Origin of the sequence: Shimia aestuarii (assembly GCF_022814865.1) — a bacterium.
Classification (GTDB): domain Bacteria; phylum Pseudomonadota; class Alphaproteobacteria; order Rhodobacterales; family Rhodobacteraceae; genus Shimia; species Shimia aestuarii_A.
Window position 1 is genome coordinate 17,412 of sequence record NZ_JAKVRD010000015.1, and the last position, 11,480, is coordinate 28,891.

Genomic DNA, 11,480 nt, shown 5'->3' on the forward strand with positions numbered 1-11,480 from the left:
CGGATCATGTTGGGAAGTGTGAAAGTCGGCGCGGTTTCCCATACGCCTTGTCCCGGCGGCTCGTTTGGTTCAGAGCGCCGGGCATGTAATTCGAATAATGATCGCGAAATGGCGGGTCATGGGGCGCGTTATAGGCCTGTGCCGCAAGCGCGGCAAGGCGGAACTGGCGCGGCCGAGGCTCAGACGTTGAAGAGGCTCCCGACTCCGAAGGCGATCAGCGCGGCGACCCCACCGATGAGCAAGGTCTCGAGCCCGGAGCGCCACCACGGCACAAGCGCCCAACGGCTTTTGAGGGCGCCAATACCGAAGAAGACGAAGGCGGTCAGGATCGAGGCAAGGCGAAAGGCGTTCTCCATGCCAAAGACGAAGGGCAAGAGCGGGATCACACCAGCCACGAGGAAGGCAGCAAAGGTCGCCAAGGCTGCGTGAAATGGATGCGGGTCGACAGAGGAGATGCCGTATTCGCCCTCGAGCATGAGCTGGACCGAGGCCTCTTCGTCCTTGAAGATCGCATCGGTCGCGGCCTCGAGCACAGGCCCCTCCAGCCCCTTGAGGCGCAGGATTTCCCGAATTTCGCGGCGTTCACCTTCGGGATGGTCGCGCAAATGGCGGCGTTCGACGGCACGCAGGCGCTCGGCGTCATCGAGTTCAGCCTTAGTGCCGGAGTAATTGCCGACCGCCATGGAAAACCCGTCCGCGAGCACGTTGGCAAAGCCGAGCGCGACGATGATAAAAGGCGAGAGCCCCGCCCCGGCGACGCCTGCGACGATGGCAAAGGTCGTCACCGAGCCGTCAATCGCACCATAGACCACATCGCGCAGGTATCCGCGCCCTTGTGGTGCGCCAATACGCTGTTCTACTTCTGCTTGGCTGTGTCCGTGCTCGGTCATGTGGGCAGAGTGCCAAAGCCCGGCGTGAGGGTCTACTCCAAAGGCCACCCACGTGGCGAAATGGCCTATTTTCCCCGCAAGGCACAAGGCGCAGACTGCGCCTTCTTTCAAAGGAGCGCGAAATGAACAACCCGTTGCAGCTATTTGAGATTACACCCGGACAAATCGACGACGTGATGCGCCTGTTCTATGCCCGAATCCGCCAGCATGAAGTTCTTGGGCCGGTTTTCTCGGCGCATATCAAGGACGGGGCGTGGCCCGCACATGAGGCCAAAATCGCCGGGTTCTGGCGCAATGCGATCCTTAAGGAACGGAGCTATTCCGGGAGCCCGATGATGGCGCATATGCAAAGCCCGCATGTGCAGCCCGAACACTTCGAACTCTGGCTCGGACTCTTCGATGAAACCCTCGCCGAAACCCTGCCTGAGCCGACCAGAACCCAGTTTTCGGCGCTGGCCCACCGGATTGGCAAGGGACTGCGCCTCGGTCTTCAGCAGGTCCGTCAGACCAAGGCGGCGCCGCCCGTTCTGGACTAGGGTCAGCCCCCGAAAAAGCCGGTCAGCGCGCGTTTCACGATGCCACTGACCGAGGGGCGGCGGGCGCGTGTGAAGGGCATGGGGCGGCAGACTTCCATCGCCGCAACGCCGACTCGCGCAGTCAGGGCGCCATTCACCAGGCCTTCGCCAAAGCGGCGGCTCAGTTTGGACAGCACCCCGCCCCCGGCAAGCGAGCCGAGCATGTCATCACCAATCGCCACCGCGCCTGTTGCGACAAGGTGAGTCATCACCGCGCGCAGAAGGCGCCAGCTTCCGAGGGTGCCGGCGCGTCCGCCATAGATCTCGGCAATGCGACGGATCATGCGGATGTTGGTGCCAAGCGCTGTCACCACATCGACAAGCGCCAGAGGGACAAGCGCCGTCACCGTGGCGACCTGCCGCGAGGCGGCCTCGATCTCACGCGTGGCGGCCTTGTCGAGGGGGGCGAGAAGCTCTGTCTCGGCCAATGCGAGTAGCGCATCGCCGTCCATCACCTCTCCCTTACGTTCTGCAAGGCGGGCACGGCCCCATTCTGTATCGGGACGACCGCGATAGAACCGGTCAAGCGTCTCGACCATATCCCGGGCAGCTTTGGTCTCTCCGCTGGCCAGCGCAGCCTCGGCCGCGTGGCGCAGGGAATCGACACGGCGCAGGCGCGCAAATCCCGCGATCTCTCGTAGGGCGATCATCAAGACCACGAGGAGGAACACACAGACAAGCGCCGTCACACCCCAACCAAGGATTGGTGTGCGTTCAAGAAGCGCGGTGATGAACTCCCAAGCGGTCAGCGACACCACAGTGCCAAGCAAAAGACCGAGCAGCCCCCAGAACCAACGCGCGAGCCGGGACGGAGGGCGGGCGGCCAGGCGGCTCGCCATGACCATCGCCTGCCCTTCTGGCGTCGGGGACGCCAGGTCCGGCACTGGCGCGGCCTCTTGCACGGAAGGCGCGGCGTCCTTGTCTTCGAGGTCGATCAGAACGGGGCCATTGGTCATAGCCGGTCTCCCAAGAGGAATTCCGCCGCGCGGTCGAGGCGGATATGCGGAGGGCCTTCACCCGGTTTGAGCGTCAGGCGCGCGGGCGCGAATTGCATCGCCCGGAAATCCCCGTCGAGCCATTTCTCGGCCCCGTCGCGCGCCGGGGTCAGGAGTTGGGACGGATCATCCGGCAAGCGACCGGGGTAGAAGGCGGCCTGTTTGCCGGTCTCGAGCAACGTACCACGCACGCAATCGAGGGTGCGGCCGTCATGGCGCAGGCTGTCTTCGGTCGTGGCCCGCACCGAGGCCAGCGCAAGCGCGTCGGTCGCGGCACCTGCAAATTCCGCGCGCGAGGCGGCGTCGCGGGTCAGGGCCTGCATGATCGCGGTGAGCTGGGGGTGTTGGGTATGGTGCAGGTGGTCGGCCTTGGTCGCGGCAAAGAGGATCTTGTCGACGCGACGCCCCCTCAGGAGGCGCGAGAGGAAACTATTGGTACCGGGACGGAAGGCCGTCAGGATATCGGCCATCGCACCGCGCATATCTTCGACCGCGCGTGGACCGCGATGGATCGCGCCGAGCGCATCGACGAGAACGATCTGACGGTCGATGCGGGCGAAATGATCGCGGAAGAACGGTTTGACGACACGCGCCTTGTAAGCCTCAAAGCGGCGCTCCATCTCGCGCCAGAGGCAGCGGCGGGGCGCGCCGGTCTCGGGCGGCAGGGGCGCAAAGGTGAGAACGGGCGAGCCTTCGAGATCACCGGGCAGGAGGAAACGGCCCGGTGTGCAATCATAGACCCCGGCATCGCGCGCGGCATTGAGATAGGTCGTAAAGGCCGCGGCGAGGCGTTGGGCAACGGGTTCGTCAAGCGGCGCAAGCGCATCCGTTTCGCGCAACGCGGTGCGGAAGGGTAGCGCCTCTTCGCGGGTCTCGAGCCGGGCGAGGGTCTCGGCGGACCACTCGGCATAGCTTTTGTCGAGCAGCGCAAGGTCAAGGAGCCACTCGCCGGGATAGTCCACGATGTCGATATGCACGGTACGCGGCCCCTGCACGCCGCCAAGGAGACCCGTGGGCCGAACCTTGAGCGACAGGCGTAACTCGCTCACGGCGCGGGTGCTTTCGGGCCAATGCGGATCGGGACGTGTGAGCGCGGCGAGATGGGTTTCGTAGTCGAACCGGGGAATGGTGTCGTCAGGTTGGGGTTGCAGGTGGGCAGCGGTGATACGCGCATCGGCCACGGCAGAAAGGCCGGGCATCCGCCCGCGATCTAGGAGGTTGGCGACCAGAGAGGTGATGAACACCGTCTTGCCCGACCGCGCAAGCCCCGTCACACCGAGCCGGATCACCGGCTCGAAGAAGGTCTCGGAGATGGTGTCGCCGACGGATTCGACGCTGCGCGTCAGGCCGTCGGCAAGGGTTGAGATGACCACGCGGCCCCCTGTGTTTGCTTCGCTCTCAAGCTATGTGTCGGCGCGTAACATTGCTAGGGGGGAGTCTGGCCCATGTCCTCCCCCTCTTTTCGCGGCGCGCAACATGGGCTATGCGCAGGCCATGCCAAGATATGCCCTCAAAGTCGAATACCACGGAGCGCCCTTTGCCGGATGGCAAAGACAGGCCGATCAGCCCTCGGTTCAGGGCGCGATTGAGGCTGCGCTGGCACGGCTTGAGCCGGGGCCGCACACGATAGCGGCCGCCGGGCGCACGGATGCAGGGGTACATGGCCTGGCGCAGGTGGCGCATTGCGATATGGAAAAGGACTGGGAACCGTTCCGCCTTTCGGAAGCGCTCAACCATCATCTGAAACCGAATCCTGTGGCCATTGTTGCCGCGGCGCGGGTGGACGAGGACTGGCACGCGCGGTTCTCGGCGGCGGAGCGGCGGTATCTATTTCGCATCCTCATGCGCCGCGCCCCTGCGACGCATCAGGCGGGACTGGTCTGGCAGATCAATCACAGCCTAGATGCTGAAGCGATGCAGGCCGGGGCGGATTTTCTCATCGGCCATCACGACTTCACCACCTTCCGCAGTTCGATCTGTCAGTCGGCCAGCCCGGTCAAAACGCTCGATGCGTTGCGGGTCGAGCGGGTTGAAACGCTTTGGGGGCCTGAGATGCATTTCCATGTGCGGGCGCGGTCGTTCCTGCACAATCAGGTACGCAGTTTCGTCGGGACTCTGGAGCGCGTTGGCGCGGGGGCATGGACACCCGATCAGGTACGCGAGGCGCTCGAGGCACGGGATCGGGCGGCCTGTGGTCCAGTTTGCCCGCCGCAGGGGCTTTACCTTGCCGGGGTCGGCTACCCGGAAGACCCGTTCGCCTAAGGTCAGTCGAGCGTTTTTTACCGCGCGCCCCTTGACCAACTGGTCAGGGTTGGGGATTGCTAGGATACTGCTTGCAAGAGGTCAGCCATGTATCAACCCGCCATCACCGGCACCGGTGTCTTCACCCCGGAACAGGTCATCACCAACGACGAACTTGTCGTCGCGTTCAATGCCTATGCCGATCGGATGAACGCAAAGAACGCCGAGGCCATCGCGGCGGGCGAAATGGCTCCGATGGAACATTCCTCGTCGGAGTTCATCTTCAAGGCCTCGGGAATCGAACAACGCTATGTGATCGACAAGAGCGGGGTTCTTGATCCGGAGGTCATGCATCCGCATCTGCGCCAGCGCAGTGATGATGAGCTTTCGCTGATGGCAGAGATGGCGCTCGATGCCTGCCAGAAGGCGCTCGATATGGCGGGCATCGCGGCGGAAGAGATCGACCTTGTGATCTGTGCCGCCTCCAACATGGAGCGCGCCTACCCGGCGATTGCCATCGAAATCCAGAAGGCGCTTGGCGCGGGCGGATTTGCCTTTGACATGAACGTCGCCTGTTCCTCGGCCACCTTCGGCATTCAGGCGGCGGCGGACATGGTGCGGTCCGGCTCGGCCACCAAGGCCATCGTCGTCAATCCCGAGATCTGCTCGGGGCACCTCGAGTGGCGCGACCGGGATTGCCATTTCATCTTTGGCGACGTGGCGACGGCAACAGTCATTGAGCGCGCGGAAGATGCCAAGGGCGCGCGGTTCGATATCCTCTCGACCCGTTGCGCGACGGAATTCTCCAACAATATCCGCAACAATAACGGTTTTCTGCGCCGCTCGCGTCCGTCCGGTGTCGAGGATCGGCGCGATATGCAGTTCATGCAAAACGGCCGCAAGGTCTTTAAGGAAGTGGTGCCGATGGTGTCGGCGCATATCCTTGCCCATCTCGACGACGAGGGCTTTGGCGGCGAGAACCTGCGCCGGCTCTGGCTTCATCAGGCGAACAAATCGATGAATGATTTCATCGGCAAGAAGGTCATGGGCCGCACGCCGGAACGCGAGGAACAGCCGAACATCCTTCAGGACTATGCCAACACGTCTTCGGCCGGGTCCATTATCGCATTCGCGAAATATTCCGACGATCTCGACCCCGGCGATCTTGGGCTCGTGTGTTCTTTCGGGGCGGGCTATTCGGTCGGGTCTGTCCTGCTACGGCGCGAGGCCTGAGAGCCAAAGATCAGACGGTCTCTTCTTCGAGGTGCAGTTTCATGTCGATCAGCACCTGCTGAAGCGCGACAGTTTCCTTGAGAAGGCGCTTGGCCTCGTTCACGGTAATGATCCCGTCTTCGATCGACTGGCTATATTCGGCCATCAGCATGGCGAACCGCTGGCTCAGGGCGACCACATCGGAATTGACCCCACCTTCGCGATCGTTCTTGCGGCGGTCGTCATAGGAAAGGGTGATGCGCTTCAACTCGGCCAGAGCCGCCGTAACATGGGGGTAAGACGAGGCTTCTTCGAGGAGGGCGACCGCATCAATCGGCATGAACCGGTCTTCGTGCTCGGGATGTTGCGAGTAGTAGCGTCCGAGCGTGGCCTTGGATTTTCCCGTCAGCTCGCAAGCGGCCTCGATCCCAACATCCTTGACCAGAGCCTCGGAGTGCTTCTTCAGGTACGACCCGATCGCGTTCATGCTCTTCTACCCCCGAAACGAATAATCCCCTTAGCGCATGGGGAAACCTGCAATTTGTTTCCCCTTAAAGACTTACATTCATAATGTCATTGGTAAAGTGTTCACATGCGGAAACGCGTGGACATTCGGGCACAATCCCTCGGACACGTGCTCGGAGTGTAGGGGCGTCCATATGCGAACAAGTCTCGTAGCAGGCGACCTGTCTACATCGTTGCGAGTGGCGCTTTCCAGCCATCCCCAGAGACCCTGTCTCCTGGAAAGCTTGAGTTAAGAGTAGACGGCAGGTTCGGGGCGATCGTGGATGCGATCGCCTCGGCCCCGCCTCGCCCACCAGAGCCTCTTGCATCCAAGCCCTTCGCCAGCCTATGACCGCGCCATGGCCAAGCTCTACTTTCAGTATTCGACAATGAACGCCGGCAAATCGACGGTGCTCTTGCAAGCCGCGCATAACTACCGCGAACGCGGCATGGAGACCTACCTTCTGACTGCGGCGCTAGATACGCGCGCCGGTCGCGGCAAGATCGCGTCACGGATCGGGATTGAAAGCCCGGCGGTTGGGTTTGGCCCCGAAGACGATCTATTCGCGATGATCGAGGCCCGGCTTGACGAAGGGCCCTGCGCCTGTGTGTTCCTTGACGAGGCGCAGTTTCTCGAGGAGGCGCAAGTCTGGCAATTGGCACGGGCCGTGGACGATCTTGGCGTGCCGGTCATGTGCTACGGGCTGCGCGTCGATTTCCGGGGCAAACTCTTTCCCGGCTCTGCCGCGTTGCTCGCCCTTGCCGACGAAATGCGCGAAGTGCGCACGATCTGTCACTGCGGCAAGAAAGCGACGATGGTGGTGCGGCTCGATGAGGCTGGAGACGTGCTGCATGACGGTGCACAGGTGCAGATCGGCGGCAATGAAAGCTATGTTTCCCTCTGCCGCCGTCATTGGCGTGAAGCGATGGACGACGGATCAGACGGCGTTCGGTAACGGCGCTCCGATGGCAAAGGCGGCAAGGTTTTCCACGGCCATCAACCCCATGCCGGTCCGCACTTCGAGCGCGGCGGTGCCAAGATGGGGTAGAAGCACCACGTCTTCCATCTGTTTCAGCGCGTCCGGAACGATGGGTTCCTGTTCATAGACATCAAGCCCCGCGCCGCCAATGGCCCCACTTTCAAGCGCGGTGATAAGGGCGGCTTCGTCGACGACATCGCCGCGCGAGATGTTGATGAAATGCGCGTGAGGCTGCATCGCTGCAAAGATACCGGCATCCATTAGGTGCCGCGTCTCGGCCCCACCGGGCACCGCCGCCACGAGAATGTCGACCTCAGCCGCGAGTTCGTGGAGGTTGTCCACACGGGTCGCGTCAAAGGGCAAGTCCTTCGGCGAGCGATTGAAATATCGCACTGCCATACCGAACCCGAGGTGACAGCGCTTGGCGATGGCCTGACCGATGCGCCCCATGCCGACAATGCCGACCGTCTTGCCTGAAAGGTGCAGCCCGAGCATCTGGGTCGGGTGCCAGCCACTCCAAGCCCCGGCGCGCACCAACCGTTCGCCTTCGCCCGCGCGGCGAGCACTCATCAGCATCAAGGTCAGGGCGATATCGGCAGTGGCGTCGGTCACCGCGCCAGGCGTGTTGGTCACAGCAATCCCGGCAGCGCGGGCGGCGGTTACATCGATATGGTTATACCCGACGCCAAAGTTCGCGAGGATACGACAGCGCGGGGCGGGCACGGCGGCAAAGACCTCGGCACCGTAGAGATCTCCAAGGGTCGGCAAGACGGCATCGTAGTCCTGCAAGGACACACGCATCTCGTCCGGGGACATCGGCGCGTTGCTCGTCCTGACGGTCACATCCCAAGCCTCGCGGGCCTTGTCGATGACGAGGTCGGGCAACGGGCGTGTCACGAACAGCCGTTTCAATGCATTCTCCCGCCGCTTGGCACGGGTTGATCTGGGCCGATAAGGACGATTTCGCCATCTGCATCCGGCAAACCGAGAACAAGGATTTCCGACATGAACTTGCCGATCTGGCGAGGGGGAAAATTGACCACGGCCATGACCTGTTTACCGACAAGGGCCTCGGGATCGTAGTGCTTGGTGATCTGGGCAGAGCTTTTGCGCTCGCCAATCTCATCGCCAAAATCGACCCAGAGCTTGATCGCGGGTTTGCGCGCCTCCGGGTAGGGCTCGGCGCGGGTCACAGTGCCAACACGGATGTCGACTTTGAGGAAGTCGTCAAAGGAAATCTCAGCCATTGGCCAGCTCCCGCGAGCGATCTGCTGCTGCTGCGACGGTCTTGCGGATCAATGGCGGCAGGCCGGTTTCGGCGTTCATCAACACCTCAAGACCAGCTTGTGTCGTGCCGTTAGGGCTCGTCACGTTGACGCGCAGTTGCGCGGGCGTCTCATCCGCGGCCTCGGCCAGCGCCCCTGCCCCGGCCACGGTCGCCTTGGCGAGCGCCATGGCAAGATCGGGCGCGAGACCTTGCGCTTCGCCCGCTGCAGCCATGCATTCGATCATATGGAAAACGTAGGCAGGGCCAGAGCCGCTCACGCCGGTGACCGCATCCATTTGGTTTTCGCTCTCGAGGCGAACGACCTGTCCCACGGCCTTGAGCAAGCTTTCGGCAAGATCGAGCATATCGGCACTAGCGCGGGCGTTGCCGATGATCGCGGTGATGCCCCGCCCGACGGCTGCGGGCGTGTTCGGCATGGCGCGGATGATCGGAGTGTCGCTTCCGAGCATGTCTTCGTAGGTGGCGCAACCGATCCCAGCCGCAACCGAAATGAAGAGCGTTTCGCCATTGCCCATCGGTTCGAGCACCGGAAGCGCCTCGGCCATGACCTGCGGTTTGACCGCGACAAGGACGATGGCGGGTTTCGCGGGCAGCGTTTCATTGACGTTCACGCCAGAACCTTTGACCCAATCGCTCGGGAACGGATCCTGCACCCAGACAGAGTTTGCAGGAAGTCCGCCCGCGAGCCAGCCCTCGAGCATGGCCGATCCCATTTTGCCACATCCGAGCAGAACCAAACCCCGCTCGGCGACATGTTTCATATCCATGATGTCCCCCTGTTCGTATTTGGGGGGAAGTGTTACGCGCGACCGTAAGCCTCTGCAATGGCGACCTGCATCGCGTCCTCGACCTTGCGGTCGCCCCACACGACAAGCTGAAACGCGGGGTAGAAGCGTTCGGCGCTCAGGACGGCGGCACGGATCATCGTATCAACCTGATCGGGGCTCGCCATCTGGCCGCCCGCAAGGACGAGGCCGTAGCGATAGATCATCAGCTTTTGCTCGGCCCAGAAGGTAAACGCCCCGGCCCAGCATTCGTCGTTGACCGCGTTGAGCGCCGCGTGTAGTGCGCTCAGCTTCTCTTCGGGCGGCTCCATCTCAAAGGAACACACGAGGCGAAGCGTTTCATCATAGTGGGACCAGGCAAGGGTGATCGAGTAGGTGCGCCACTGTCCTTCAACAGCCATCGCGATCTGATCGTCCCCGAGTCTGTCAAAGCTCCAGTCGTGGTGCTCTGCGATATGCTCGACGATGTCGATCGGGTGAATATCTTCTTCGAAGAACTGCTCAGACAATGCCATGGCGCCACCTCTTTCTCTCTTGCGCCGGGGGAATGGCAGCGCCCCTAGCGCTTGGTGCCTGCTCTAGGGACAGCGGGATTTTCCGCCTCCCTTACTAGATATGGTGGCGGTAGAGAGGGTCTGCTGTAAAGCAAAATATTTGTGGATAACGCAATAAGTTGTGGATTAATCGCACCGAGGCACAAGAAACTGTCACATACCACAGAGAGCGCCGGGCGCGTTTCCCTTGTTGGAAAACCCGCAGAACGCGCAACCTATGGCGCTATCGAAAGACGATCTAGCCGGCGCTTCTGGCGGTAATGCGGGCCCCGTCCACGAGCGTCGCCGATGGGTAGAGAACAACCTCTGCTCCCACGTCGAGCCCGTCGAGAATCTGCGCGGAAAACCCGTTGTTGCGTCCGATTTCGATGGGTGTCAGGACCGCATGTCCCTCGCGGATGACGAAGACGGCCCAGCCGTCATCATGACGAAACAAGGCACTTGAAGGGGCGATGAGCGTGTCCTCATCCTGCCAGACGATGATGCGGGCTTCGACGCGGAACCCATGGCCTAGCCCGCCACGCTGTTCCGGTGGATCGGTGAAGCGGATCACAGAGTTGACCCGTTGTTCTTCGACGCCGAGCGCGGAGAACTTGGTAAATCCGAAGGGGTCAATCCGTTCCACCATACCATTCAACACGCCGTCGCCGCCCCAATTGTCGATCTCGACAGGATCGCCGATTGCGACACGCACGGCATCGCTGCTCAGCAACTCGACCACAACTTCGAGATCATTCGCGGTATCGCCGATCTCGAGCACCGGCGTACCGGCCGGAAGGATGGTTTCGCTTTCTTGGATCACCCGCAGCACCACACCAGTGATCGGAGATGGCAGGTCAATGGCCTCGCTGGCGCTTCTGGCTTGGCCGATATTGTCAAAGGAGATCAAATTGGCTTCGGCGTTGTTGAGGTCGGCGACCCGCATCGAGATGGCCGCGCGGGCGGTATCGACCACGGCCTGCGCCGTCCGCATCGCGCTTTCCGACCGTTCCATCGCAGCCTGTGAGATATTGCCTTGCGCAAAGAGCTTGCGGGCACGTTCAAGGGCGGTTTGGGCGAGGTCGCGATCTGAAAGGGCCTTGTTCAGGTCAGCCTCGGCAACGCGCAACGCGGCCTTGGCCGAGTCGATAGCGGCTCCGGCCTGTTCCCGCGTCCGGATATCGAGCGCGGCAGGGTTGGTGGGCAACATGCGTGCGACGATGGTTTCGCCCTGCGTCACACGATCGCCGGGCTGAAGGTCCACGCGCAAGAGATGGCCCGCGATGGGTGTCGAGACCACATAGGGGTCGCGCACCTGTGTGCGGGCCTCTTCATCCACGGTCAGCCGCATGGCACCGCGTTTGACCGTGCCGAGGTCGACCTCGGTCGGTTGTGGCCAGAAGGCTGCGGCAAGCGCCGCCGCGACCAGCCCGACAACCCCGATCATGAGCACATTTCTCGATTTCCGCGTCGCCAT

Annotated in this window: 13 protein-coding genes; 4 read left to right on the forward strand and 9 right to left on the reverse strand. The window is 62.3% G+C overall.

The annotated features are described in order from the left end of the window. Nucleotides 1-179 precede the first annotated feature (179 nt). Entirely contained in the window at nucleotides 180-890 is a 711-nt protein-coding gene (locus MK745_RS14025; protein WP_243613925.1) for a VIT1/CCC1 transporter family protein, read from the reverse strand. Between the two features lie 122 nt (nucleotides 891-1,012). Here MK745_RS14025 and MK745_RS14030 point away from each other — a divergent pair, with 122 nt between their 5' ends. Next, complete coding sequence (locus tag MK745_RS14030) at nucleotides 1,013-1,426, forward strand: group III truncated hemoglobin (protein ID WP_243613926.1); 414 nt, start codon at nucleotides 1,013-1,015, stop codon at nucleotides 1,424-1,426. Between the two features lie 2 nt (nucleotides 1,427-1,428). Here MK745_RS14030 and MK745_RS14035 read toward each other — a convergent pair whose 3' ends face one another. Next, the gene (locus tag MK745_RS14035; RefSeq protein ID WP_243613927.1) at nucleotides 1,429-2,421 is read right to left on the reverse strand and encodes a YcjF family protein; all 993 of its coding nucleotides are present in this window, start codon (nucleotides 2,419-2,421) and stop codon (nucleotides 1,429-1,431) included. Further along, nucleotides 2,418-3,833 carry a YcjX family protein gene (locus MK745_RS14040; protein ID WP_243613928.1) on the reverse strand — a complete coding sequence of 472 codons (1,416 nt, stop codon included), beginning with the start codon at nucleotides 3,831-3,833 and terminating at the stop codon, nucleotides 2,418-2,420. Before MK745_RS14040 ends, MK745_RS14035 begins: the two co-directional genes overlap by 4 nt. Nucleotides 3,834-3,954: 121 nt before the next feature. Between MK745_RS14040 and truA the strand changes: the two genes are divergently transcribed. Both truA and MK745_RS14050 read left to right on the forward strand, forming a co-directional pair. Then, on the forward strand, nucleotides 3,955-4,722 hold the full coding sequence (truA, locus tag MK745_RS14045) for a tRNA pseudouridine(38-40) synthase TruA (protein WP_243613929.1): 768 nt from the start codon (nucleotides 3,955-3,957) through the stop codon (nucleotides 4,720-4,722). A gap of 87 nt (nucleotides 4,723-4,809) precedes the next feature. Next, nucleotides 4,810-5,934: a beta-ketoacyl-ACP synthase III gene (locus MK745_RS14050; protein ID WP_243613930.1), complete on the forward strand. Its 1,125-nt coding sequence runs from the start codon at nucleotides 4,810-4,812 to the stop codon at nucleotides 5,932-5,934. A 10-nt stretch (nucleotides 5,935-5,944) separates the two neighbouring features. On the opposite strand, the gene MK745_RS14055 is transcribed toward MK745_RS14050, so the two are convergent. Continuing rightward, nucleotides 5,945-6,400: a hypothetical protein gene (locus tag MK745_RS14055; protein WP_243613931.1), complete on the reverse strand. Its 456-nt coding sequence runs from the start codon at nucleotides 6,398-6,400 to the stop codon at nucleotides 5,945-5,947. 376 nt (nucleotides 6,401-6,776) lie between these two features. On the opposite strand from MK745_RS14055, the gene MK745_RS14060 reads away from it, so the two are divergent. Next, nucleotides 6,777-7,373, forward strand: a complete 597-nt coding sequence (locus MK745_RS14060) for a thymidine kinase (protein WP_243613996.1) — start codon at nucleotides 6,777-6,779, stop codon at nucleotides 7,371-7,373. On the opposite strand, the gene MK745_RS14065 is transcribed toward MK745_RS14060, so the two are convergent. The 5 genes from MK745_RS14065 to MK745_RS14085 form a co-directional block, all read right to left on the reverse strand. Continuing rightward, the gene (locus tag MK745_RS14065; RefSeq protein WP_243613932.1) at nucleotides 7,356-8,309 is read right to left on the reverse strand and encodes a 2-hydroxyacid dehydrogenase; all 954 of its coding nucleotides are present in this window, start codon (nucleotides 8,307-8,309) and stop codon (nucleotides 7,356-7,358) included. The genes MK745_RS14060 and MK745_RS14065 overlap by 18 nt on opposite strands. After that, complete coding sequence (locus tag MK745_RS14070) at nucleotides 8,306-8,644, reverse strand: tRNA-binding protein (RefSeq protein WP_243613933.1); 339 nt, start codon at nucleotides 8,642-8,644, stop codon at nucleotides 8,306-8,308. The genes MK745_RS14065 and MK745_RS14070 overlap by 4 nt, the downstream gene beginning before the upstream one ends. Continuing rightward, on the reverse strand, nucleotides 8,637-9,452 hold the full coding sequence (proC, locus tag MK745_RS14075) for a pyrroline-5-carboxylate reductase (RefSeq protein WP_243613934.1): 816 nt from the start codon (nucleotides 9,450-9,452) through the stop codon (nucleotides 8,637-8,639). The genes MK745_RS14070 and proC overlap by 8 nt, the downstream gene beginning before the upstream one ends. Nucleotides 9,453-9,484: 32 nt before the next feature. After that, nucleotides 9,485-9,985, reverse strand: coding sequence for a YbjN domain-containing protein (locus MK745_RS14080; RefSeq protein ID WP_243613935.1), 501 nt, complete (start codon nucleotides 9,983-9,985; stop codon nucleotides 9,485-9,487). Between the two features lie 277 nt (nucleotides 9,986-10,262). Next, the gene (locus tag MK745_RS14085) at nucleotides 10,263-11,480 is read right to left on the reverse strand and encodes an efflux RND transporter periplasmic adaptor subunit (protein ID WP_243613936.1); all 1,218 of its coding nucleotides are present in this window, start codon (nucleotides 11,478-11,480) and stop codon (nucleotides 10,263-10,265) included.